The sequence below is a fragment of the Silvimonas amylolytica genome, assembly GCF_014645555.1.
GTDB classification, from domain to species: domain Bacteria; phylum Pseudomonadota; class Gammaproteobacteria; order Burkholderiales; family Chitinibacteraceae; genus Silvimonas; species Silvimonas amylolytica.
The window spans coordinates 257,182-281,845 of the sequence record NZ_BMLY01000003.1 but is presented as its reverse complement, the minus strand read 5'-3'; the positions used below and the strand labels follow the sequence as shown (position 1 = coordinate 281,845).

At 57.0% G+C, this 24,664-nt stretch carries 22 protein-coding genes; 9 read left to right on the top strand and 13 right to left on the bottom strand.

What is annotated here, in order from left to right; translation table 11 throughout:
* Positions 1-26: 26 nt before the first annotated feature.
* From IEX44_RS11110 to IEX44_RS21190, 4 genes are all read right to left on the bottom strand, one after another.
* The gene (locus IEX44_RS11110) at positions 27-1,553 is read right to left on the bottom strand and encodes an OmpP1/FadL family transporter (RefSeq protein WP_188693271.1); all 1,527 of its coding nucleotides are present in this window, start codon (positions 1,551-1,553) and stop codon (positions 27-29) included.
* A 272-nt stretch (positions 1,554-1,825) separates the two neighbouring features.
* Positions 1,826-4,282 (bottom strand): acyl-CoA dehydrogenase, encoded by a 2,457-nt coding sequence (locus IEX44_RS11105; protein ID WP_188693268.1) that lies wholly within the window; start codon positions 4,280-4,282, stop codon positions 1,826-1,828.
* 13 nt (positions 4,283-4,295) lie between these two features.
* Positions 4,296-4,967: a TetR/AcrR family transcriptional regulator gene (locus tag IEX44_RS11100; protein WP_188693265.1), complete on the bottom strand. Its 672-nt coding sequence runs from the start codon at positions 4,965-4,967 to the stop codon at positions 4,296-4,298.
* A 298-nt stretch (positions 4,968-5,265) separates the two neighbouring features.
* Positions 5,266-5,757 (bottom strand): YchJ family protein, encoded by a 492-nt coding sequence (locus IEX44_RS21190; protein WP_188694003.1) that lies wholly within the window; start codon positions 5,755-5,757, stop codon positions 5,266-5,268.
* A gap of 25 nt (positions 5,758-5,782) precedes the next feature.
* On the opposite strand from IEX44_RS21190, the gene IEX44_RS11090 reads away from it, so the two are divergent.
* From IEX44_RS11090 to IEX44_RS11080, 3 genes are read left to right on the top strand one after another with little or no spacing between them, the layout of a single operon-like run.
* Entirely contained in the window at positions 5,783-6,460 is a 678-nt protein-coding gene (locus tag IEX44_RS11090) for an HAD family hydrolase (RefSeq protein ID WP_188693262.1), read from the top strand.
* A 45-nt stretch (positions 6,461-6,505) separates the two neighbouring features.
* Positions 6,506-7,303, top strand: coding sequence for a CHAD domain-containing protein (locus IEX44_RS11085; RefSeq protein WP_188693259.1), 798 nt, complete (start codon positions 6,506-6,508; stop codon positions 7,301-7,303).
* Between the two features lie 2 nt (positions 7,304-7,305).
* Positions 7,306-7,677 (top strand): Hpt domain-containing protein, encoded by a 372-nt coding sequence (locus IEX44_RS11080; RefSeq protein WP_188693256.1) that lies wholly within the window; start codon positions 7,306-7,308, stop codon positions 7,675-7,677.
* A gap of 47 nt (positions 7,678-7,724) precedes the next feature.
* Here the strand turns inward: IEX44_RS11080 and dut are convergent, their stop codons facing one another.
* Both dut and coaBC read right to left on the bottom strand, forming a co-directional pair.
* Positions 7,725-8,174, bottom strand: a complete 450-nt coding sequence (dut, locus tag IEX44_RS11075) for a dUTP diphosphatase (RefSeq protein ID WP_188693253.1) — start codon at positions 8,172-8,174, stop codon at positions 7,725-7,727.
* Between the two features lie 12 nt (positions 8,175-8,186).
* Positions 8,187-9,395: a bifunctional phosphopantothenoylcysteine decarboxylase/phosphopantothenate--cysteine ligase CoaBC gene (gene coaBC, locus IEX44_RS11070; RefSeq protein ID WP_188693251.1), complete on the bottom strand. Its 1,209-nt coding sequence runs from the start codon at positions 9,393-9,395 to the stop codon at positions 8,187-8,189.
* Between the two features lie 82 nt (positions 9,396-9,477).
* Between coaBC and radC the strand changes: the two genes are divergently transcribed.
* A complete protein-coding gene (radC, locus tag IEX44_RS11065) occupies positions 9,478-10,152 on the top strand; it encodes a RadC family protein (RefSeq protein ID WP_188693249.1) in 675 nt (224 codons plus the stop codon).
* Positions 10,153-10,470: 318 nt separating this feature from the next.
* Positions 10,471-11,697, top strand: coding sequence for a branched-chain amino acid ABC transporter substrate-binding protein (locus IEX44_RS11060; protein ID WP_188693246.1), 1,227 nt, complete (start codon positions 10,471-10,473; stop codon positions 11,695-11,697).
* A gap of 513 nt (positions 11,698-12,210) precedes the next feature.
* Here the strand turns inward: IEX44_RS11060 and fumC are convergent.
* Positions 12,211-13,611, bottom strand: a complete 1,401-nt coding sequence (fumC, locus tag IEX44_RS11055) for a class II fumarate hydratase (RefSeq protein WP_188693243.1) — start codon at positions 13,609-13,611, stop codon at positions 12,211-12,213.
* Between the two features lie 21 nt (positions 13,612-13,632).
* A complete protein-coding gene (locus IEX44_RS11050; protein WP_188693241.1) occupies positions 13,633-14,037 on the bottom strand; it encodes an RNA-binding S4 domain-containing protein in 405 nt (134 codons plus the stop codon).
* A 253-nt stretch (positions 14,038-14,290) separates the two neighbouring features.
* Here IEX44_RS11050 and IEX44_RS11045 point away from each other — a divergent pair, with 253 nt between their 5' ends.
* Positions 14,291-15,538, top strand: a complete 1,248-nt coding sequence (locus tag IEX44_RS11045; protein WP_188693238.1) for a dicarboxylate/amino acid:cation symporter — start codon at positions 14,291-14,293, stop codon at positions 15,536-15,538.
* A 66-nt stretch (positions 15,539-15,604) separates the two neighbouring features.
* Here IEX44_RS11045 and IEX44_RS11040 read toward each other — a convergent pair whose 3' ends face one another.
* Positions 15,605-16,483 (bottom strand): TIGR02285 family protein, encoded by an 879-nt coding sequence (locus tag IEX44_RS11040; RefSeq protein WP_188693235.1) that lies wholly within the window; start codon positions 16,481-16,483, stop codon positions 15,605-15,607.
* Between the two features lie 442 nt (positions 16,484-16,925).
* Between IEX44_RS11040 and IEX44_RS11035 the strand changes: the two genes are divergently transcribed.
* Together IEX44_RS11035 and IEX44_RS11030 are read left to right on the top strand one after the other, a co-directional pair.
* Positions 16,926-18,221, top strand: coding sequence for an MFS transporter (locus IEX44_RS11035; protein WP_188693232.1), 1,296 nt, complete (start codon positions 16,926-16,928; stop codon positions 18,219-18,221).
* A 138-nt stretch (positions 18,222-18,359) separates the two neighbouring features.
* The gene (locus IEX44_RS11030) at positions 18,360-19,469 is read left to right on the top strand and encodes a zinc ribbon domain-containing protein (protein WP_188693229.1); all 1,110 of its coding nucleotides are present in this window, start codon (positions 18,360-18,362) and stop codon (positions 19,467-19,469) included.
* Between the two features lie 66 nt (positions 19,470-19,535).
* On the opposite strand, the gene tcdA is transcribed toward IEX44_RS11030, so the two are convergent.
* From tcdA to phaR, 3 genes are all read right to left on the bottom strand, one after another.
* On the bottom strand, positions 19,536-20,324 hold the full coding sequence (gene tcdA, locus IEX44_RS11025) for a tRNA cyclic N6-threonylcarbamoyladenosine(37) synthase TcdA (protein ID WP_188693998.1): 789 nt from the start codon (positions 20,322-20,324) through the stop codon (positions 19,536-19,538).
* 89 nt (positions 20,325-20,413) lie between these two features.
* On the bottom strand, positions 20,414-21,736 hold the full coding sequence (gene rimO / locus IEX44_RS11020; protein ID WP_188693227.1) for a 30S ribosomal protein S12 methylthiotransferase RimO: 1,323 nt from the start codon (positions 21,734-21,736) through the stop codon (positions 20,414-20,416).
* Positions 21,737-21,859: 123 nt separating this feature from the next.
* Positions 21,860-22,504 (bottom strand): polyhydroxyalkanoate synthesis repressor PhaR, encoded by a 645-nt coding sequence (gene phaR, locus IEX44_RS11015; protein ID WP_188693224.1) that lies wholly within the window; start codon positions 22,502-22,504, stop codon positions 21,860-21,862.
* Positions 22,505-22,767: 263 nt separating this feature from the next.
* Between phaR and IEX44_RS11010 the strand changes: the two genes are divergently transcribed.
* Positions 22,768-23,319 carry a phasin family protein gene (locus IEX44_RS11010; RefSeq protein ID WP_188693221.1) on the top strand — a complete coding sequence of 184 codons (552 nt, stop codon included), beginning with the start codon at positions 22,768-22,770 and terminating at the stop codon, positions 23,317-23,319.
* Between the two features lie 132 nt (positions 23,320-23,451).
* On the opposite strand, the gene zapE is transcribed toward IEX44_RS11010, so the two are convergent.
* Complete coding sequence (gene zapE, locus IEX44_RS11005; RefSeq protein WP_444544660.1) at positions 23,452-24,624, bottom strand: cell division protein ZapE; 1,173 nt, start codon at positions 24,622-24,624, stop codon at positions 23,452-23,454.
* Positions 24,625-24,664 lie beyond the last annotated feature (40 nt).

The window sequence follows — 24,664 nt, the reverse complement described above, 5'->3', positions numbered from 1 at the left end:
TCGAGGCACCGCGCCGGCCCACCTCGTTAGAAGTGGTAGTTCATCTGCGCGCCAAGAATATTGGCGTTGCTGGTGAAATCTGCCACCGTGGTCGTACCGCTGCCCGTACAAGTGGGCAACACGCAGCCTTCGTTGTTGTTCATGTGGGCGTCCTGGATGTTTACATAGGTGTAGGCCACATCAACCGAGAGGTTGCGATTGAATGCATAGTTAAAGCCGATCGAATACCAGATCCGGTTGTTATCCGGCAGCGCGGCGATACGATAGGTATCGCTAGGTACCGGAGACTGGTCATACGCCACGCCAAAACGCAGTTGGAACGGGTCGCTCCACTGATACGTTGCGCCGAGCGAATAGCGGTTGGTGTTCTTCCACTTTTGCTCGATGACCGCGTTAGGCAGGCCGTTGGAGAACTGCAGGCTCAGTTCATCAAACTTGGAGTGCCAAGTGTGGGTCCAGTCACCCATCACAGCCCATTTGTCATTGATTTTCTTGAAGAAGTTCAGTGACAGGGTGTCAGGGGTATCCACCGAAACCTTACCGTTGCCATCTTCAAACGCAGAGAACGCGCCCTGTACGGCCGTGTTCAGCGCCTTGTTCAGGATGGTGCCGGCGGCGCCGTAGGCGTTCAGTGCATCGAGATTGAAGTTTTGCGGGTCGTTCCAGTCCGCATCGCCAGACAGGTTCTGGTGAATGCTGCTGCGGTAGGCGGCGCCAAAGCGCAGGCTCGGATCCACGTCGTACATCAAACCGATGTTCCAGCCAAAGCCCCAGTCGGTGCCTTCGTAGGAAAGCTCGCCGTCATACTTGGCATTGCCTTGCATGCTGGCAATGGCAGCCGGCAGGTTTTGCTGGATTTGCAGGGCTTGTGTCTGGGTCAGCAGACCCTGTGCCGTCATCTGGCTAATCAGATTGGCGATCTGGGCCTGACCGGCCGGTGTGGACAACTGGGTTTGCAGCGATTGGGCAGCCAGCGAACCGAAGTCAGCCTTCTTCTTGAACGAGGCATCCATGTACTGGGCAGATACACCAACGCCCAGCGACAGATGATCGTTGAACTTGTACGCAAACGACGGATTGAACGTGTAGGTACGCATATCCAGACGCGTGGAGTTGTAACGACCTACCCAGCCGCTGTCGTACTTGACCGAGTCACCGAACGGTACAAAGAAACCGATACCGGCGTAGGCCTGATCATTGATCTGGTGGGTGTAATACAACTGAGGCACTGCAACGGCTTCAGTTGGATCGCCGCCATTGTTACCCGAGACCGGTACGCCATTGACTGTCGTGGAACTGGCGTTGGAGACCTTGATCGACGGATCAACCACCACCACGCCACCCGCAATGTTATCCCCTTGCAGATGAGTCATGCCTGCCGGGTTAAAAAACAGAACAGACGCATCCTTGGCTTCCGCGCCGTTGGCATTGGCCACGCTCTGTGCGCTGATACTTTGCACACCAAAGCTGTAACCGGAAGCAAGTGCATGACCCGACAGTGCCACCAGCGAACCAGCACCAATCATGCGTAAAGCGCAGACCATCTTCTTCATCGTACTCTCCTTCAAACGCAGTTTTTGGCTGCGATCTTTTTGGGACCCGCCGCTCCTGGCGGGTTTTTCATCGGAGGCCTTGTAACGGCCTTCACTCAATTTCAGTCAAGCGTTTGATCAACTTTTGGGGCTAAAAAAACGACCTGCTGAATTTTTTATTCCGACTGGCCCGGCGGCAAGCCACCGGGCTCAAATACAACGGAGCCTTGACGTCAGGGCGTGTTCATGACTTTTCCGGACGGATGCCCCCGGAAAAGCCGCCCTGTTTTCGCTCAGAAGACCACGCGGGTGGTGACTTCCGGGTCCGGGTTGTTCAGTTGTTGATCAAAGTCATCCACCATGATCACCGCGCGCTTGAGCTGACGGGCACGGGTAATGGCGCTGAATTCTTCTTGCGTAATCAGACCCTTGCCTTGTGCATCAGCCAGTTGGGCGTGAGAGGTCCAGCCAGAGACTTGACCGCCCCGTGCAGCCTTGCGCAGCTTGCCTTCGGCGGCTTCCGTGGCGATCACGGCCTTGAGTGCGTGGTCCAGAACGCCTACCGGATCGGTCTCGGCGGTCGGTTTGTACATGTATTCAGTCAGGCGATCACGGCTTGCCGACGGTTCCATCAACAGACGGGCAATCCTGGTGCCGATGGCGTCAGCCGGTGCACGCTGGGTCAGACCGAACGGGAACACCACGCGACGCATCAGCCAGGCCAGTGCACGGTTCGGATGGTTATTCAGGAAACCATCCAGCGCGACCTGGCAGTCATACAGTGCGGTTTGCGCAGCCCACTGCACCAGCGGCAGATCTTCGGCCGTGGCGCCTTCGTCCTGGTACTTCTTCAGGACAGCGGTGGCGATGTACAGATTGGAGAGCGCATCACCCAGACGGGCAGAGAGCTTTTCCTTGAACTTCAGGCTGCCACCCAGCGAGGCCATACCCATATCAGCCACAAAGGCGAACGCGGAAGACATGCGCATGGTGTTGCGGTAGTACACGGAGGTCGGGCCGGATTTCGGGCTGCCAGCAAAACGGGCGCAAGTCAGGCCCATCACCAGCGAGCGCACGGCGTTGCTGATGGTGAAGCCGATATGGCCAATCACTGCGCTGTCAAACGCGGCAGCATCATTGCTCATGGCGGCGCGCAGTTCTTTGAGCACAAACGGATGGCAGCGGATAGCACCCTGACCGAAGATGATCATTGAACGGGTCAGGATGTTGGCGCCTTCCACGGTGATCGCCACCGGGATTGCCTGATAACCGTGCGCCAGGTAGTTGTTCGGGCCGATACATACGGCCTTGCCAGCGTGGACGTCCATCGCATCATTGATGGATTTACGCATGCGTTCGGTGTTGTGGTACTTCAGGATGCCGGAGAGCACCGATGGCTTTTCACCCATGTCCAGACCAGTCAGCGCGAGGCTTTGGGCAGCGTCCATCTGGTAGGTAAAGCCCCCGATACGGGCCAGCGCTTCGTCCACGCCTTCAAACTTGCCAATGGCCAGACCAAACTGGTTACGGATACGGGCATAAGCGCCGGTCGTGAAGGAAGAGAGCTTGCCAGAGGCGACAGACATGGCCGGCAGCGAGATACAACGCCCCACGGACAGGCATTCCACCAGCATGCGCCAGCCCTGGCCGACGTAATCCTTGCCACCGATGACCCAATCCATCGGGATGAACACGTCCTTGCCCCAGTTCGGGCCGTTCTGGAAAACGGACGTACCCGGATAGTGGCGGCGGCCGATCTGCACGCCTTCGTGTTCGGTCGGGATCAACGCGCAGGTGATACCGATGTCTTTCTTGTCACCCAGCAGGCCATCCGGGTCATACAGCTTGAAGGCCAGACCAAGAATGGTCGCGATCGGGCCCAGCGTGATGTAACGCTTTTCCCAGGACACGCGAATACCCAGCACGTCTTCGTGACGCTCGCCAGTGCGCGGGTCGGTATAGCTACCGCGTGCGACGACGCCGTAATCAGGGATACCACCGGCATCAGAACCGGCTTCCGGGCTGGTCAGCGCAAAGCACGGGATCTCGATCCCCTTCGCGAGGCGCGGCAGGTAGTAATTCTTTTGTGCGTCAGTACCATAGTGCTGCAGCAACTCCCCCGGGCCGAGCGAGTTCGGCACCATCACCGTCACTGCGGCAGAGCCACTACGGGTGGCAATCTTGGTCACAACACGGGCATGGGCAAGGTTGGAGAACTCTTTGCCGCCGTATTGCTTCTTGATGATCATGCCCAGGAAGCCCTGATCCTTGATGAACTGCCACGCTTCTGGCGACAGGTCTTTGGTGTCGTGGGTGATCTTCCAGTCGTCCAGCATGGCGCACAGCTGTTCGGTCGGACCATCCAGAAAGGCTTGTTCCTCAGCCGTCAGCTTCGGTGCCGGAAAACGATGCAGACGGCCAAAATCAGGCTTGCCGGAGAAGAGATCACGATCCCACCACACGGTGCCGGCATCAACCGCTTCTTGTTCGGTCTGCGACATCGCAGGGGTGATTTTCTTGAATACAGAGAACAGCGGATTGGTAATGAAGGCGCGACGGAACGGCTTGATATTCAATACCGCCAGAATGGCGACAATCACCGTGGCCACAATGACGTTCAGGCCATGGGTGGCCACACCATAAACAACGCCCAGCACAATCAGCAGGGACGACAACCAGAGCGGCGCACGCAGGTACGCGACAGCCAGAAATGCGATGAGGACAACAGCCACACAGATCAGCGCGGTCATGTCTTGATACTCCTTAGGAATTCGAGTTATTCAGGGCCGGATCAGCGGCGGGCGCGTCCAGTCCTGCTACGACAAAAGGAACGAGCATGCGCGCGACCATTTGCGGGTCTCGCGCATTGACAATGGGTTGCGCCATGAAAAGGCGCAGGACGTTGGTACCGGCAAATGCGTTGAACATGGCATTGGCCAGAAAGTGGAAACGCCAATGAACTTCGGCTTCGGTCAGATGCGGCAGCGCCCGGACCAGCGCGTCGGTATAGCGGCGAGTGAGTTCGCTGTAACGGCGCGGCATGCTTTCTTTAAGGACAGGATGCGGCTCCACGAAAGTGCGGGCCAGCAGGCGTACGAACACGAGACCACCCAGCGTGGTGTCACGGCCCAATTCACAGGCAGCGGACACAAACGACTCTACTACCTGACCGGCAGCAGGAATCTGCACAGACCGCTCAAGGCGATCCAGATGACCTACAAACAAACGTACAAACGGCTCGGCACGACGTTCGAATACGGCTTTGAACAAGCCGTCCTTGGAGCCAAAGTAGTAGTTCACAGCAGCAATATTGACCCCGGCAGCCTGGGTAATCAGGCGCATGGAGGTGGCATCGAAACCATGCTCAACGAACAGCAATTCGGCAGCATCAAGAATGCGGGTGGACGTTTCAACAGCCCGGATAGACTCGGCCATGTGGACTCCAGTGGCGTAACTTTGTTTTGGATATTTCAAACGTTTGTTTGAAATTAACGAAGCACGACAACAAAGTCAATATTCACGATCGAAAAAACTAGCCGGGGATAGGGTTGGTTTGCTGTGCACCAGTATTGGCGCGGGTTGTAGAAAGGCGCACCAAATCGGCGAAATGTGGCAAAAAGTTGCCAGAATGAAACAGTGTTGATTCAGGGCAAGGTGCTTGCCGCGTTCAAGCACCCCGAATTTACCCCAAAAAGATGTACATCAAAAATTCCGACTACACAAAAATGGCCACTCAGGCGCCCTCGACCTCTCCATCCACGTAATACCAACGGCCGTCAGCCTCACGCGTGAAGCGGCTGGTTTCGTGCATGCGGTGCGCCCGCCCGGCAACCTTATAACGGGCGACAAACTCCACCACCCCGCGCTCCCCTTCTACATAGGCGCGTTTGACTTCCAGCCCGAGCCACTTGATGCCGCCGTCCTCGGCAAAATCCATCTGCGGCGGGCGAGTCTGACTTGCCCACGTGTCCAGCAAATAAGGGCCCAATTGCAGGACATACGCCGTGTAACGGGATCGCATCAAGTCTTCCGGCGTGGGTGCAGGAGTACCTGCATGAAACACACCACAGCAGGTTTCATAGGTATTCAGGCGGCCGCAGGGGCAGGTGCTGGCTTGAGCAGGAACGGAACGGGATTTCACAATAGGGGCGCAATAACGAAGATCAGCACAGAACAGACAACATTGTACGCTGTCCGCAAAGGGGTGGATCGGGTAGACTTTCATGTTAATCAAATCAAACATTTACGTCATGTCTTTTCCTCCCTTGCAGGCCGCCATTTTCGATATGGATGGCCTGATGCTGGATACAGAACGCATCGCCATCGATTGCTGGGCCAGCGCTGCCCGCGAACTCAAACTTGAAATGAACGATCACGTGCCTTACGGCATGGTCGGCATGCATATGAGTAAAGTGCCCGCCTATCTGCTTGATGAACTCGGGCCCGATGCCCCGGTCCAGCAACTGATTGACGCCACCCACGCTTGCTATCTGGAAGCGACCGCCAAAGCCATTCCGCACCGGCCAGGCGTAATTGATTTGCTGGACTGGTTGCGAGAGCGCGGCCTGCCTTGTGCCGTGGCCACGTCATCGCGCCGCAGCGTCGCAGAACATCATTTGCAGGCGGCCGGTTTGTGGTCGTACTTTGAATTTGCCGTGTGCGGTGACGACATCGAACACCCCAAGCCCGCACCGGATATCTATCTCAAGGCGGCCGCCGGACTGGGTCGGCAACCCGCTGAATGCGTGGCGTTTGAGGATTCCAACTTTGGCATTACCGCTGCGCACAGCGCAGGCTGTCGCGCCATCATGGTGCCAGACCTGCGCCCACCAACAGCACAAACCCTGGCGTTGGGCGTACCCGTCGTTGAATCACTCCGCGCAGCGCAACCGATTGTCGATACCTGGCTGCGCTCATCCACGTCTTGACCGACATGGGGCGCACTGGATGCCAAACCCGAGAGGAGACAGGCTTTGGGCAAACGCAAGCAATGGTTCCATCAGCAAAGCAAAGCCGCACAACGGCTAAAAAAACTGCACCTCCATTTGCGCAAAAACCCGGACGAAACCGCCCTGCACCAGTTCCGTATCGGATTGCGCAGTCTGCGTATCCAGCTGTTTGCCCTTAAACGCAGCCCGCCACTTGAACATACGCTTGAACAAATGAAAGTCGCCGGCAAAGCGACCAATTCCTTGCGGGATCGCGATGCATTGCTTGGCCTGATTGCCGACTGGCCGAGCGAGCTGACCACCCCGCTCATCGCACGCATTAACAAAAGCACTCCACCGGCTGATGCAGCACCCCGCATCATGCGGCTGAAAGGCTTCGACAAAGCCATGCGCCGCCTGCCACGACTACTGCATGCCCTGATGCCTGGTAAAACCCGGTTGCAAAAACGCATTCGTCGAACTGCAAGCACATTGCGTCATCAGTCAGTCGAACAACTGCAATTGCTCACCCCGCAAACAGAGCCAGAGCGTTGGCACGACGCGCGGATCACCATCAAGAAGCTGCGTTATCTGCACGAGCATCTGACCGCCTGGTTGCCCAAGCGCTGGCGTACCCTGGCTGGCACAGCCAAACCGGCACAAGAAGCCCTTGGGTACTTGCATGACCTGGATGTGCTGGCCGCGAACTACGGTAGCGAGTTTTCCCCCGCACTCACCCTATACTGGCAGGAACAGCGCGCAGGGGCGCTCGCCCGTGCGGGCACTGCCGCACAAACATTGTTGCTGGCACTCACCCGTCAACCGTCAACCGCGAGCTCATAGACATGCCCGGCTTTTCTGAATACTCGCGTGCAGCCGCACTGGATATGGTCGCGGGTGACCCTGCCCTGCTGACGGAATTACTGGGCGTGTTCCTGGCGGATGTTCCGGCGCGCATGCGTTTGCTGGAAAACGCCGCTGCCGCCGAAGATCTGGCCACGGTCCTGCATGAGGCTCACGCAATCAAAGGTGCATGCGGGACGATTGCCGCCACGGGTAACCTGCAACGCATGCAGGCTCTGGAATATGCGGCGCGTAGCAATGATGGTGCGGCAGTGGCAGAGCTATGGATAGAAAGTCTGGGACAGATGCAATTACTGCTCAAGGACCTGCATCTGGATTACGAAGCGCTACGGCGCGGTGACAGTCCAACCTGACGTTCGGGTGGATACATTGCGCAATCCACCCGACACATCTTGATGTCTTAGGCCTTTCCGGTACTACCGAACCCGCCTTCCCCGCGCGAGCTCTCTTCAAACGACTCAACGATATTGAGTGCCACCTGCACCACCGGCACCACCACCAGTTGCGCAATACGTTCCAGTGGCTGAATGGTGAACGAGTGATTGCCACGGTTCCATACCGACACAAACACCTGTCCCTGGTAGTCTGAATCAATCAGCCCGACAAGGTTGCCCAGCACAATACCGTGCTTATGACCAAGACCGGAGCGCGGAATGATCATGGCCGCGAGCTTGGGGTCCGCAAGGTGAATCGCCATACCGGAAGGCACCAGCGCTGTCGCGCCAGGCGCCAGTTCCAGCGGTGCCTCAAGGCACGCCCGCAGGTCCAGCCCGGCTGAGCCCGGCGTGGCATACGCGGGCAAGTTGTCTTTCAGGCGCTGGTCCAGGATTTTGATATCGAGCGTGCTCATTGCTGCTTCCCCTCAAGCTTGTTTGGCAGGTTTATGTTGTTGTTGATAAAGATCGGCCACGTGGGCGATTAACTGGCGGGCGATATCCAGTTTGGGTGCACGGGCCAGGCGATGCTGGCCAGCGTCATCCAGCAAAATCACTTCGTTGTCATCCGCGCCCATGGCTTGCTGCACCAGGTTGGCCACCAGCAGCGGCAAGTGTTTGCGTTTACGCTTGGCTTCAGCGTATTCAAGCAGTTTTTCAGATTCCGCCGCGAAGCCAACACAGAAAGGCGCATCGGCACGGCTTGCCACACTGGCCAGGATATCCGGGTTGGCAGCCAGTTCCAGCGTCATGGTCGCGGCATCTTTCTTGATCTTGTGTGCAGACGGGTTGACCACATGATAGTCAGCCACTGCCGCCACGCTGATGAAAATGTCGCTGACCGGTACATTCTGCTCGACGGCCTCGAACATCTCCTGCGCGCTTTTTGCATTAATGCGCCGGCAATCGGCAGGCGTGGGCAACACGGTATCACCAGCAACCAGCGTCACCTCGGCACCTGCTTCCGCCGCCGCGCGTGCGATCGCAAAACCCATCTTGCCGGAACTGGTGTTGGTAATACCGCGCACAGCGTCAATGCGCTCGAAGGTCGCACCAGCCGTAATCAGCACACGCTTGCCACGCAATAATTTGGGCTGAAAATACGCTTCCAGTGCTTGCATGATGGCTTCGGGTTCCAGCATGCGGCCCATGCCGACTTCGCCGCAGGCCTGGTCACCGGCATCCGGTCCCAGAATGGCGACACCATCTTCTTTGAGTTGCGCCACATTGCGTTGATTGGGTTTGTTTTCCCACATCTGCTTGTTCATGGCTGGCGCCATCAAGAGCGGGCAGTCCCGGGCGGCGATGAGTGTCGAGAGCAAGTCATCGCACAGCCCATGCGCCACTTTGGCCAGCATGTCAGCCGTGGCAGGCGCAACCAGAATGGCGTCCGCGCCACGGGTCAGATCAATATGCGGCATGTTGTTATCCAGCCGCGCGTCCCACTGATCGGTGAACACAGGTTTGCCAGACAGGGCCTGGAACGTGACCGGCGTGACAAACGCCGCCCCCGCCTGGGTAAGCACTACCTGGACTTCCCAACCGGCTTTGATCATCAGACGCGTCAGTTCCGCCGCCTTGTAGGCCGCGACGCCGCCGGTCACACCCAGTACGATCCGCTTTTGTGTTTGTTTCATGGCAAACCTGACTGTTTTCCAGATTGCTGATGGGCCAGAAGTGTAACAGGGTATCGGGCTCCCCGTTCTTGCTGGAGTCCCCATGTCCATTCATGACTGGCCCGCCGCCGAACGTCCGCGCGAGAAACTGCTGACACGCGGTGCGGACGCACTTTCAGATGCTGAGTTGCTCGCCATTTTCTTGCGCGTCGGCATTGTCGGGTATTCGGCGGTTGATCTGGCGCGTTTGCTACTCAACCATTTTGGCTCGCTCAATGGCGTATTCAGCGCACCACGTGCCGCCTTCTCACAAATAGCAGGTATGGGCGATGCCAAGTACGCGCAACTGCAAGCAGTACTGGAAATGGCACGCCGGGCGCTCCATGAAGACATCAGCCACAGCAATGCCCTGACCAGCCCGCAAACGGTGCGCGACTATCTGGCGCTATTGCTGCGCAATCGGCGCGTGGAGTGTTTTGTTGCGCTGCTGCTTGATGCGGGCCACCGCGTGCTGGCCTGTGTCGAACTGTCTCAAGGCAGTCTCAACCAGACCCAGGTCTACCCCCAGGAGGTGGCGAGTCAGGCGCTGCAACACCACGCCTGCGCGATCATCGTGGCGCATAACCATCCTTCTGGTCGGGTGCAACCGTCAGCAGCAGATATCAATCTCACACAGACCTTACGTGACGCGCTACAGCTGATTGATGTGCGGCTACTGGATCATTTCATCATCGCAGGCAGCCAAAGCTATTCGTTTGCCGAGCACAAACATTTGTAAAACAAGGCTCAGAGCCATTTTGAGGCATGTTTGCAATGGGCAAGCAGCCTGTGCACCGCATCAATGCACAACCATTCATCGCTTGTTGCATAGAAACCACCCTTCATCAATGACCCGGTCCAGGCATTTGACAGTCAGAAAGGCGCATCTTCATTATCAATTACCGTAGCTTTGGCATAACGATCACCCGTGCTCTACAAAACACTGAGCTGACGCCATGCCAACACCGGAATAAAAGCGCAAGCGGTCCTGCTGTGGCCGCCCGCTCACCCCCACATTCTGACGAATAATTCGCAATCATCCTGAGAGGATCTGGATATGACCATCGCGCGTTACACCCTGATTGCCGCGGCCGTACTAGGCCTGGCTGCATGTGGCAAGCAGGAGCCGGCACAATCCGACGCCGCAGCTTCGGCACCGGCAGCATCCGCGACCGCCGCTGCTGGCGGTGCTTCTGGTGACACTGTTACCGTCAAGATTGGTCACGCCGCCCCGCTGACCGGCAACATTGCTCACCTGGGCAAAGACAATGAAGACGGCGTGAAACTGGCTATCGACGAAATCAACGCAGCCGGTGGCGCCGATATCGGTGGCAAGAAGGTCAAGTTCGAGATGGACTCCGAAGACGACCAGGCTGATCCGAAAACGGCGACAACAGTCGCCCAGCGTTTTGTGGATGAGAAAGTAGTTGGCGTGATCGGTCACCTGAATTCGGGTACCACCATCCCGGCTTCCAAGATCTACTCTGACGCAGGCATTCCGCAGATCTCGCCGTCGGCCACCGCCGTAGCCTACACTGCGCAGGGCTTCAAAACGGCCTTCCGCGTCATGGCCAACGATGCCCAACAAGGCAAGGTGCTGGGCGAATACGCCGTGCAAAAGCTGGGCGCCAAGAAGATCGCCATTGTGGATGACCGCACCGCTTACGGTCAGGGCCTGGCAGATGAATTTGAAAAAGCCGCCAAGGCAGCCGGCGGCGACGTAGTGAAGCGTGAATTCACCACCAACCAGGAAACCGACTTCAACGCGATCCTGACCTCGATCAAGGGCACCAAGCCAGATCTGATTTTCTACGGCGGTATGGATGCACAAGCCGCACCGCTGAAAAAACAAGCCCACAAACTGGGTATCACTGCCAAGGTCATGGGCGGCGACGGCACGCAAACGCCTGAACTGATCAAGCTGGCCGGGGATGACTCTGAAGGCATGGTGTCTTCCTCCCCAGGTCAACCGAAAGATCAACTGCCGGGCGGTAAGGAATTCCTGGACAAGTTCAAGAAGACTTTCGGCCAGGAAGTGCAGTTGTATGCACCGTACTGCTATGACGCCGTGAAGGTGATGGTTGAAGCCATGAAGAAAGCCGGCTCCACCGAACCCGCGAAGTACCTGCCGGAACTGGCGAAGATCGACTATCAGGGCGTGACCGGCCCGATCACCTTTGACGAAAAGGGTGACATCAAGAACGGCGCAATCACCATTTACACCGTCAAGGGTGGCAAGTGGGAAGTGCTGGAAATTGTGGGTGGCGCTGCACCGGCCAAGTAACAGGCAGATTGCAGTCTTAAAAAACGGCAGCTTCGGCTGCCGTTTTTTATTGCTGCACAGCTGGCTAAAGCAGACCGTGTTGCAAACAGAGGTCTTGCGGATTTGGTTGCTGTTGCCGTTGAAGTTGGGGTTGCTTTTGACCTTCTCCCCCCTTTAAAGCCCAGCGCCGAAGAAGGGAGGGAGACCTTAGGCTCCCGACCGACTGAGGGCAGCCCGGAGGGCCGCGAGGCTGGGGTCGCCTTTATTTGGTTACTTTCTTTGGGGCCGCCGAGGTGGCGAAGCAAAAAAAGTAACGTGGGCCCGGCACCCCGGGTATCAAATGCTTTTCAACCCGCGCCGAAGGCGCTAACAGTAGTTCAGGTTTTACGCATGCCAAGGCGGATTGTCACTATCGCTCCGAATCCCCCTACGGCCTTGGCATTCTTGCCAGCAAAGGCCACCTGCGCTAGCCAGACTGACTTCCGCCAAGAATGACAAGTCAGCAAGATCATCCGCGTAACAACCCAACCCTATTCAAACCGACGGTTTGGTCATCTCAATCGGCACCACCCACTGTGCAAACTCTTCTTCAGTCAAAAAGCCAAGCGCCAGCGCGGACTCTTTCAGCGTCAGTCCTTCGTGATGCGCCTTCTTGGCAATTTTCGCCGCTTTGTCGTAACCAATATGGCGGTTCAGCGCCGTCACGAGCATCAGGTTTTTGGCGAGGTTCGATTCGATCACATCCATATCCGGCTCAATCCCCACTGCACAGTGATCATTGAAAGCCAGCACGGCGTCACTGATCAAACCAATACTTTCCAGCACGTTATGCACCATCACCGGCTTGTACACATTGAGCTGGAAATTGCCCTGGGTGCCGGCAAAGGCCACGGCGGCATCGTTGCCAAAGACCTGTACGCAAACCATAGTCATGGCTTCACACTGCGTCGGGTTCACCTTGCCAGGCATGATGGAGGATCCCGGTTCGTTCTCTGGAATCCGTAATTCTCCAATGCCGCAACGCGGGCCGCTGGCCAGCCAGCGCACGTCGTTGGCCATTTTCATCAGCCCCCCGGAGAGCGTTCGCAGTGCGGCGGAAGTCTGCACCAGTGCGTCATGTGCAGATAAGGCAAAGAACTTGTTGGACGCTGCGTGAAACGGGTAACCGGTAATGGCCGCGATCTTTGCGGCTGCCTTGCCACCAAACTGCGGATGGGCGTTGAGTCCGGTCCCCACGGCCGTGCCACCGATGGCCAGATCGTACAAACCCGGCAACGCGCCACGAACCGCATCAATGCCGAAGTCCAGTTGGGCCACCCATGCGCCGATCTCCTGCCCCAGTGTAATTGGCGTGGCATCTTGCAAGTGCGTACGACCCGTTTTGACGATGCCTGCATAGGCACTGGCTTTGCCCGCCAGCGTGGTGCGCAGCGTGGCAATGGCCGGGAACAAGCGCTGCTGCAATTCTTCTACCACCGCAATATGCATGGCGGTCGGAAAGGTATCGTTGGAAGACTGCCCGCGATTCACGTGATCATTCGGGTGAACCGGGCTCTTGCTACCCATCTCGCCACCGGCCATTTCAATGGCGCGGTTAGAGATCACCTCATTGGCATTCATGTTCGATTGCGTACCAGACCCCGTCTGGAACACCACCAGCGGGAAATGCGCATCGAGCTTGCCGGCAATCACTTCATCCGCCGCGCTGACAATGCGTTCGGCCACCTCTTTGGGCAATTCACCCAATTGGGCATTGGCTTGTGCGGCCGCTTTTTTCAGGATACCCAACGCCCGGATTACCGGCCGCTGCCATTTAAAGCGCGCCACGCCGATCGGGAAATTGCTGACCGACCGCTGTGTCTGCGCGCCCCAGTAACGGTCTGTGGGCACGTTGATGGCGCCCATGGAATCGGTTTCGCTGCGGAACTGGCTCATCGGGACTCTCCTTGCGACAAATCAACCGCGCTCGAACTGGTTCATCTGCCGGCGGAATTTCTTGGTGGGGCGGCCTTTCACCTGCGGGTGCTCAAAGCGCGGCGCGAGGCGATCAGCCTCAGCCACGCGCTCCCGTTTCTCGATACTTTCTGGCGTTTCTTCGTACAAAGCACGTGCTGCCTCGGCCGGGCCGCGTTTGTCACTCAGGCCAGTCACTTTGACCTCGAACTCGCCATGCTCCGTATGGACGCGCAGCAGGTCACCCGCTTTGATCTCCCGCGCCGGTTTGGGCCGCTGACCATTCAGGTGCACATGGCCTGCTTCAACGGCATCCGTTGCCAGTGAGCGTGTTTTGTAAAAACGTGCGGCCCATAACCATTTATCTACGCGCACGCCGCTGTGCGCCAGGGTTTCTTGTCTTGCCATACCAGATTACCTGTCGTGACTTGCATCAAGGAGGTTCAGGCTAGAACTCACGTGCGCGTGCGTCAATCGGCAAGCGCGTACGTAGGTAATACACCGGACGCGGATTGTCCTGGTCGACGCTAGCCTTGGGCGGTTCTAGATTATCCGGACTTATAGCAAGATCTTGATGTGCAAGACGTTTTTGTGCGACGCAGCAATTTGAGCCCGCACCGAACAGACTGGTTCAAACAAAAAAACGAAGGGGAGATGCTGTATGAAACGCATGCATAAAACGCTGTATTTCTGGGTGCTGATTGCAATTGTCGCGGGGGGCATTCTGGGTTACGTCGACCCCGCCGCCGGCGTCGCGCTCAAGCCTTTGGGCGACGGGTTTATTGCCCTGATCAAAATGCTGATCGGCCCGGTGATTTTCTGTACCGTGGTACTGGGAATCGCCAATGCGGGCGATCTGAAAAAGGTCGGGCGCGTTGGTGGTAAGGCACTGCTGTATTTTGAAGTGGTCTCCACGTTCGCACTGGCCATCGGTTTGCTGGTGGCCAATCTCTTGAAGCCAGGCAAAGGTTTCAATGTCGATCCCGCCACCCTGGACCCGAAACTCACGGCCGATTACGCCGCCAAGGCTCATGAACAACATGTGGCAGATTTCATTCTTCATATCATCCCCAAAACTTTCTCCGATGCATTTGCTGGTTCTGGCGATCTGCTGCAAGTGCTGCTGATTGCCATCCTGTTTGCCTTTGCGCTGAACAAGATTGGCGAAAAAGGCACACCAGTCCTGAAGTTCGTTGAGGGCTTGTCGGACATTTTCTTTGGCATGGTCCGCAGCATCATGTGGCTGGCACCGCTGGGTGCCGGGGGCGCCATGGCGTTCACGATCGGCAAATATGGTCTGAAAGCGCTGCTGCCGCTGGCCAGCTTGATGGGCTGCTTCTATCTGACCTGTATTTTGTTTGTGCTGATTGTGCTGGGTGCGGTGGCGCGCATGACGGGCTTTAGCATCCTTAAATACCTGAGCTATATCCGGCAGGAACTGCTATTGGTGCTGGGCACGTCGTCTTCTGAAAGTGCACTGGTGCAGCTGATGAAGAAAATGGAAGACGCTGGCTGCAGCAAGCCTGTGGTGGGTCTGGTGGTCCCAGCGGGTTATAGCTTCAATCTGGATGGCACCAATATCTATCTGACCCTTGCCGCCCTCTTCGTCGCACAAGCCATGAATATTGATCTGTCGCTGGGCCAGGAACTGTCGATCCTGATCGTGGCCATGCTGACGTCCAAAGGCGCCTCCGGCGTGACCGGTGCGGGCTTTATTACACTGGCGGCCACGCTGGCTGTGGTGCCGACCATTCCGGTCGTCGGCCTGGCGCTGATTCTGGGCGTGGATCGCTTTATGTCTGAAGCGCGCGCTTTGACCAACATCATTGGCAACGGTGTCGCCGCGATTGTCGTGTCGCATTGGGAAAAAGAACTGGATCGGGACAAACTGAAAGCAGCGCTGGGCTAATCCATCAGCCACCCAACAAAAAAGGCAGCCATGGCTGCCTTTTTTGTTGGGCTGGTGCTCTCGCCCTCACTGCACATAGTTGTGCGTAGCACGCTCATGCAGAAAGCGATCCAGTTCCCGTCGTTGCGCCTCGCGCAAATGCAGCGGCGTCCATCGTGTCATCAAATCACGGTACGACGATTGTCTGGCTGCCTCACGCACGGCTTCGTCAACATCATGAATGACCTTACCGCCCCAGGCATTTTTTGTGCAAGCCACGTTGCCCAGCAACCAGGGATCAGGCTGGCGTAGCGGCACCACGGCAATCCCTGCTGGTAGCTGTTTACGCTCGGCCAGCCAGGCCACAATCTGCGGATATTCCAGGGTGTAATCGATACGCTTGAGCGCCAGCATCTGATAAAGGCTGTTCGGATCACCACCTGACACGGCACGCAGGCCAATGTTGGTGGGTGAAGCCAGTACTTTGTCGATGCTCGGACCATAAGAACGGGTGCCCTCGTAGCCGCCAACCAGCGAACGATCCGCCGCCAGGGTTTCCAGATCTACGCCGTCGCGCCAGTCCGGATGCGTTTGCAACAGGTCTTCGCGCGTGACCAACTGGATGGGCATGGTAATCAGCGCCGGCGTAAACAGCGCCATCGCTTCACGATCCGGGTTGCGCAATGTTGATGGAACACAGAGGTTATCGCCCTGCTTCATTTGCGCAAACGCTCGTTTGGGCGACATGACAACGACGCGATGCTGATACTGTGGCAGCCGCTGGATCAGCATCTTGATCAACTGATCACCAATGCCATCGCCCAGTTGCTGTACTGATTCGCTGCCGCGATCTTGCAGGATGAACACGGGAGGCCAGTCAAAAATGACCCACGTGATGGTTTCGCGTGCCAGCGCTACCGGCGTCCAGAACAGCGCCAGCAGCACAATGATCCATGATTTGCGCATGCTGCTGTCCGCAGATCCTTGTGTGCGTTGAAAACCCCCATGGTTTTCGTGCCGGCGATTATACGTACAAGCGGGCCTGTCGCGGCGGGTATGGCGCAGATGGTCATCTGGACGGCACAACCGGCCTCCCGATCGGGCGATGACATGCCACATCCATCATGGAAAATCGTATCTGCTGCTTGCCTCGATATGGCACAAGCTGATAAAAAAGCTGATCGCCCAAAGGGGAACGCCTGTTCCGGGGTTCCCTGCGGCATTGACAGCGCGATCCGCTGCCCCTGCCCTGCCTGCCCAGCGCCAACCGGCGTGCGGTTTACGGCGAAAATTGCAAAGCTGATCGAGGCCTTGTGATTTGCATGCTGTCCTCACCTTGTCACAGCGGCTCTGCTGCGCATGCATTCTTGCGCTTCTTTTGTGATTTCAGCCCATGACCGCCAACAACATGAATACAAGCACGGATTCTTTGACCTGGTCTGCCGCGCATCGCCCGCTTAACCGGCGCGACGTGCAGACGCTGACCCTTTCCGCCCTGGGCGGCGCCCTGGAGTTTTATGACTTCGTGGTGTACGTCTTTTTTGCCTCCGTCATCGGCACGCTGTTTTTCCCACCCGGCCTGCCAGACTGGCTCAAGTTGCTGCAAACCTTCGGCATCTTTGCCGCGGGTTATCTCGCCCGTCCGCTAGGCGGCATCATCATTGCGCATTACGGCGACAAGCTTGGCCGCAAGCGCATGTTTACACTGTCCATCTTCCTGATGGCCTTGCCCACGCTGTTTATGGGCCTGTTGCCCACCTACGCAACGCTGGGCGTATTTGCACCGGTGCTGTTGCTGATCCTGCGCGTCATGCAAGGGGCCGCGATTGGTGGTGAGGTTCCGGGTGCATGGGTGTTTGTATCCGAACATGTGCCGCACAACCGGACCGGCCTGGCGGTGGGCTCGCTGACCGCAGGGCTGACCTTCGGTATCTTGCTGGGCGCACTGATCGCCACCTTCATCAACACCCACTACAACAAAGAAGAAGTGATCAGCTTTGCATGGCGCATTCCGTTCATTCTGGGCGGCTTGTTTGGCCTCTTTGCGGTGTACCTGCGCCGCTTCCTGGAAGAAACCCCCATTTTCAAGGAACTGCATCAGCGCAAGGCGTTGTCTGAAGGTTTGCCGGTGGCCGCGACGGTGCGAAACCACCTTGCAGGCACCCTTCAGGCCATGTTGCTCACCTGGGTATTGTCTGCCGCGATTGTGGTCGTGATTCTGTTTACACCCACCTGGCTGCAAAAAATCCAGGGCGTGGCACCTGCGTTGTCTTTGCAGGCCAATAGCCTGGCTACACTCTGCCTGACCCTGGGTTGTGTGGTGTTCGGCGCATGTGCGGACAAGTTCGGAGGCCGCCTCACCCTGGCCACCGGCAGCATTGGTCTGTTGATCAGCAGCTACAACTTTTATTTCAGTCAGCCGGTTGCGCCAGGCACGCTGATGCTCAATTACGCCATCACCGGTTTTTTTGTGGGCGTCGTCGGCGTGGTGCCCTATCTGATGGTGCGTTCCTTCCCGGCCGCGTTGCGGTTCTCAGGGGTGTCCTTTGCCTATAACGTGGCATACGCCATTTTCGGCGGTCTGACCCCGGTGGCGATCAGCGCCTGGATCGTGTACGACAAACAGGCACCGGCACATTACGTAGCAGCTCTATGTGTACTCGGCGTCATCCTGGCCCTGGCACCACAACCCAAGCGACATTGATTGTCGCTGTCCGTACCCGGAAAACCGCCGCAATGGCGGTTTTTTGTTTTGCTGTGTCGCACCCGCGCGCCACATCAATGCATACATGCGCAGAGCGTGCAATGATGCATGATCTTTGTCGTGATCAAGGATCACCGGATGGCCACCACCCAAGCTCACTCTCGCCCGGAACGCCTGTTGCGCATTGCCTCATGGATTGTCGCGCTGGTGTTTGCCGGTCTTTTGAATACGCTGGGCGAACTGGTTATCCGCGACCTCTTTTACGCGCCAGCAGGCGGCCCGCCGCAACCAGAGGCATTCATTGACCAGACTGCGCGTGCGCAGATGGAACAACAGCAAAAAGAACTGGAGCGCCAGCACAGAGCCCTGGCCGATAAAAAAGAAACGGTCGATACCGCTGTTTCTCGCTCGCACGATGAATACAACGCCGCCAACCAGACTTTCCGCAACTGGCTGGCCACGCGCCAGGCCACCGGTAACAGCAGTCAGGACCCTGAAGTCCTCAGCCGCACGCATGCGCTGGACGCACTTCAAGCCGGGGTCAATAACTGGCAGCGACAAAGTGATCAACTGGCCGATCAATTGCGCAGCGTCGAGAAACAGCAAGAACAAAACCAGGGACGTTTGGCCCTTTTGCTGGATCAAGGGGAGAAAACCTACAACCAGGCGCTGCAGAAATACGATTTACGCATCTTTTTCTGGCGCCTCGCGTTCACACTGCCCCTGCTGCTACTGGCAATCTGGCTGTTTATCAAGTTCCGCAAGAATCGCTACTGGCCGTTTGTGTATGGTTTTGGCCTGTTTGCACTGACGGCGTTCTTCGTGGAACTGGTGCCGTATTTGCCCAGTTTTGGCGGATACATCCGCGTCGTGGTCGGGATCATTCTCACTGTGTTTGCCGGCATCTACATGCTGCGGGCTTTTCAGCGCTACGTGGAACGCAAACGGCTGGAAATGCAGCAAAGCCAGTCTGAACGCGCCCGCACCGTAGTCTATGAAAAAGCCATCAGTTCGTATCAGAAGAAGATTTGCCCCTCGTGCGACAAACCCTGGAACCTGGCGGGGGATCAAGCCAGTTTCTGCATTCACTGCGGCCTTGAGTTATTCCGGGTATGCAGCTGTGGCGGACGCAATTTTGCGTTCTTTCCGTTCTGCCATCAGTGCGGCAAACCGGTCAAACAATCTGCCGATGCTGCCACGCCCACTTTGCTACAAAGCACACCAGGCACGGAATTACCGCCGCATTAAACACCCTGATACCGACCAACAAAAAACCGCTCATTGCAGAGCGGTTTTTTGTTGGCTGATTGCCGGTTATTTTTGCGCGGAATCCGCCAGCTTGCGCAACACCCGTGATGCGGCAACAAAACCAAATGTCCCGGTGACCGGCGTGACTGCGCCGAACCCGCCTTCGCAATCCAGCCGTACCGGGCTGTCGCCGGCGTCCGGCCTGGTGCCACAGACACTACCGTCTGCTTGCGGGTATACCAGCGCTTCGGTCGAATAAACGCAATCCACACCAAATTTCTTGCCCGGTTTAGGGAAGCCGTAATCCCGGCGCAGGATATTGCGCACTTTGGCCGCCAGTGGGTCTTGCGTGGTGCGGGAGAGATCGTCGATCTTGATCTGGGTTGGATCGGTCTGACCACCTGCGCCACCAGTAACCATGAGCGGGATTTTGCGGCGGCGGCACCAGTGGATGATTGCGGCTTTGGTCTTGACGCTGTCAATGGCATCGACCACGTAGTCGTAACCCTGCCCCAACATGGCTTCCAGGTTGTCTTCGACCACAAAGTCTTCAATGGCGTTCACCACGCATTCCGGGTTGATCGCCAGGATACGGTCTTTCATCGCGGCGACTTTCATCTGGCCAAACAGACCAGACATCGCCGGCAACTGCCGATTGGTGTTGGAAACACAAATATCGTCCAGATCAATCAGCGTGAGCTGACCAATGCCAGAACGTGCCAGCGCCTCGACCACCCACGTGCCCACGCCACCAATGCCGATCACGCACACATGCGCCTGCCGGAAGCGTTCCAGCGCCGCGGTGCCATACAAACGGGCAATGCCGCCAAAGCGGCGTTCAAAGGAGGTATCCATGGGGGCGGCCAGCAGGCGTGGGGTCATACAGTGAGATGCCGGCGCAAGCAGCAAGCTTCAAGCCTTGCCGTTTGCGCCAGGTGTCAGGCTCAGATTTGTTCGGCCCAGAGGTCGTGTTCATCCGAATCAGTAATGCGGACTTTCACAAAGTCGCCAGGTTTTACATCGGCGGCCGGCTCAAAGTAGACCAACCCGTCGATTTCCGGTGCGTCGCCGTAGGTACGTGCCACGGCGCCTTCTTCGTCGACTTCATCAACCAGCACGGTGAACTCGCGACCCACTTTTGCGGCCAGGCGATTGGCAGAGATTTCAGCCTGCTTTTCCATGAAACGCTGCTTGCGTTCTTCAGCAACATCCGCCGGCACGTGATCCGGCAAATCATTGGCCGTCGCGCCATCAACCGGCGAATAGGTAAAACAGCCCACGCGATCAAGCTGCGCTTCATCCAGGAAATCCAGCAGTTCCTGGAATTCGGCTTCGGTTTCGCCCGGGAAGCCAACGATAAACGTCGAGCGGATCACGAGGTCCGGACAAATGGCACGCCAGGCCTTGATGCGTTCGAGCACGTTGGCAGAACTGGCCGGACGCTTCATCAGCTTGAGAATGCGCTGATTGGCATGCTGGAACGGAATATCCAGATACGGCAGAACCTTGCCTTCAGCCATCAGCGGAATGACTTCATCGACGTGCGGGTATGGATACACGTAGTGCAGACGCGTCCAGATGCCCTGGCGGCCAAGTTCTTCAACCAGTTCGGTCATGCGGGTTTTCACCGGGCGCCCATTGTGGAAGCCCGTTTTGTATTTCACATCCACGCCATAGGCGCTGGTGTCTTGCGAAATAATCAGCAGCTCTTTCACGCCGGCCTTGGCCAGGTTTTCTGCTTCGCGCAGGACTTCGTGCACCGGGCGGCTCACCAGATCACCCCGCATGGACGGAATGATGCAGAAGGTGCAACGGTGATTACAGCCTTCGGAAATCTTCAGATAGGCGTAGTGCTTTGGCGTGAGCTTGATGCCGGCGGCGGGTACCAGGTCGACAAACGGATCATGCGGCTTGGGCAGATGCACGTGGATCTGCTCCATCACTTCGTCCTTGGCGTGCGGACCCGTCACGGCCAGCACTTTCGGGTGCACGTCGCGGATCAAGTCGCCGTCGCCTTTGGCGCCCAGACAGCCAGTGACGATCACTTTGCCGTTTTCGGCCAGCGCCTCACCGATCGCATCCAGCGACTCTTGCACTGCGGAATCAATGAAACCACAGGTATTGACCACGACCATGTCGGCGTCGTCGTATGAGGCAGAAATCAGGTAACCCTCGGCCCGCAATTGGGTCAGGATCTGTTCAGAATCAACCAGGGCTTTGGGACAGCCCAGAGAGACAAACCCAACCTTGGGCGCAGCAGCAGACATTCTTACTCTCCAGCAGGCTGCGGCAAAGTGGCGTCAGCCTTCAAACCAAAACAGAGCGGGCATGTCATCAGACACGCCCGCATGGACAACCGAGTATTTTAAATCAATTTTTAGATCAATGGTTTATTTCTGCGTCGTACGGCGCTTGGGTGCCGGACTTTCCGGCGGCTCATCGCTGGCAGGCGGCGAGGAAGGCTCTGGTTCATTGGGATCGGGTTTGGCGCCATCTCGGCCATAACCCGGCATGCCAAAGCCGGTAAACAGGTGCTTGGCGCGATCTTGCAACTGCTGTTGCATATCCACAAACAGCGCCGTGCTGCTTTCCAGGTACTTGCCCATCATGCTTTGCAGCGCCGGGCCCTGGAACTTCATGAAGTCACCCCAGATATTCGGGTTGAGCATCGGGTTTTCGCCACCGAGTGATGCTTTGGCCTGATCTTGCAGGCGTGTTTGCATCTCGGTGAACAACTGCATGTTCTTTTCCAGATAGTTACCCATCACGCCCTGCATGGCATGGCCATAGAAGCGGATGATCTGGGTGAGCACGTCATAAGAGAACATCGGGATCCCGCCCGACTCCTCTTCCAGAATGATCTGCAACAGCACGCTACGCGTGATGTCTTCACCCGTCTTGGCATCCAGTACTTGTACGTCGATCTGTTCAAGTACCAGCTGTTTGACGTCTGCCAACGTGATGTAACAGCTGGTGGCGGTGTCATAAAGCCGACGGTTCGGATATTTCTTGATCACCCGTTTTTCAACACTCATGCATTTCCCCTGATAAGGTGACTGCGGGTTGTAGTGATTTTCGCAATATTACGAAACTGCTGCCAAGAGTAGCGCCCGTTTATCGGCTGCGCAACCGGTCATGTTGCAGTGCACAAAAAGTGTTTGACATTGCGCTTTGAGAATTCCACAATAAAATCAATGGTGCGGCGCATCATGGTTGATTGAAGCAAGTTTATGTATTTCCGCATTTCTATATACAGCGCCTGCACACACGACCACCGATGGATCATCAGGAGTGAATCATGTCCCAAGCCCAGCAACAGTTCGCCGAACTGGCGACCGGTCAGATTGAAACGGTACTGCGCTTTGCACGGCTGTCTCTCGATAGCTCAGAACGTCTGTTCAAAGTGCAGGTTGAAGCAACCCGCACGGCACTGGAAGAAAACGTGAAAAACGCCCGCGCTCTCTTGTCTGTAAAAGACGCACAAGAAGCCGTGTCCCTGCGTCAGAAGCTCATAGAATCCAGTGTAGAACAAGCAACCACGTTCTCGCGCGCGATTTTTGAAATTGCTTCGCAAGCGCAGGGCGAGCTCTCCAAACTTTACGAAGAGCGCGCCGTTGCCTTCAATAAAGAATTGGTCAGCAGCCTTGATCGTGTTGCCAAGTCGGCGCCAGCCGGTGCAGATGTCGCTGTCGCGGCGGTCAAATCCACGGCACAGGCAACTGCGGCAGCGGTTGATAGCCTGACCAAGGCGGCCAAGCAAGTTGCCGAATTTACCGATGCTTCTGTCAAGGCCGCGACCAACGCTACCGCCGAAGCCGTCAAAACGGCCTCACGCAAGACCGCTGCCTGAGCATTTGTTTGACGCGGCAAGTATTTGCCAGAAATACAAAAGCCCCGCATTGCGGGGCTTTTTGTTTGCACTGTTTTGTGGCGAATCGACAACCGGTCCCCTGTCAGGGCTAGCAGTGTTGTGTAGTCGATTTCAGGTCTCTACCAAACCGGCCAGGGATTCCAGAATCGGCTGATGGGGTAACGCAAGATATTCCAGGGTCTGCATTTCGGTCAGCCGGCTGACCGTGCGGAAAAATTCGCTGGACTGCACACCATCCACATAAAGTTGCTCGGCGGCCACATCCGCAGAAATGATCAGTTTGACGCGATGGTCGTAGAACACATCCACCAGCCACGTAAAACGACGAGCCTCTGACGCCTGACGGGACTCCAGCGCTGGAATGCCACTGACAATCACGGTGTGATACATGCGGGCGATGTCCAGATAATCGGCCTGGCCCCGCTGGTCCCCACAAATCTTGAAGAAATCAAACCAGACCACACCCGGTGCCCGCCGACGACAACTGATGTTACGCCCCGCCACCGAGATGGTTTTAGCCTGATCCGGCCCCGTAGCGACCTGCGTGAACAAGGTATCCAGTTCGGTATCCACCTCGGCGCAAACCGGGCAGATGTAAGTGCGCGCCGCAGACAACGCGCGCAAGCGGTGGTCCTGGCCACCATCCAGATTGAACACTTCAAGCTGTTTTTTGATGAGTTCAATGGTCGGCAGGAAATTGATACGCTGCAGGCCGTTGGGGTAAAGGCCATCCGGGGGATAGTTGGAGGTGGCGATCAGCACCACGCCGCGCTGGAACAAATTCTCCAGCAGTCGCCCCAGGATCATGGCATCGGCGATATCAGAGACATGAAACTCGTCAAAACACAGCACGCGCACGTTACGGGCAATTTTTTCAGCCACTTTGACCAGTGGATCGGTCTCGCTCTTCAGCGTGGCCAGCTCACGCTGGACGTCCTGCATGAACTGGTGAAAGTGGATGCGCTTTTTGCGGGTGTAGGGCAACCCGGCAAAGAAGGCGTCCATCAAGAAACTTTTACCCCGCCCGACCCCACCCCAGAACCAAACGCCGCGCGGTATTTGCGGCTGTGGCAGCAAGGTCTTGCCAAACAGGCGGTGACGCTTGCGTTTGAACTCAACCAACTCTTGATACAACTGTTCCAGTCGGCCAATCGCCGTAGCCTGAGCAGCGTCTTCAATAAAGCCGGGCTGATGACGGACCGAGTCATACCAGGTTTGCGGGCTGGTGCCGCTTTGCGGCGGGGAGATCACATGCGCGGACATGAGCGTCTTGTTAGTAGTCACGGTAAGCGTGTGAGCCCCATTATACGGAGGCCACGACCGT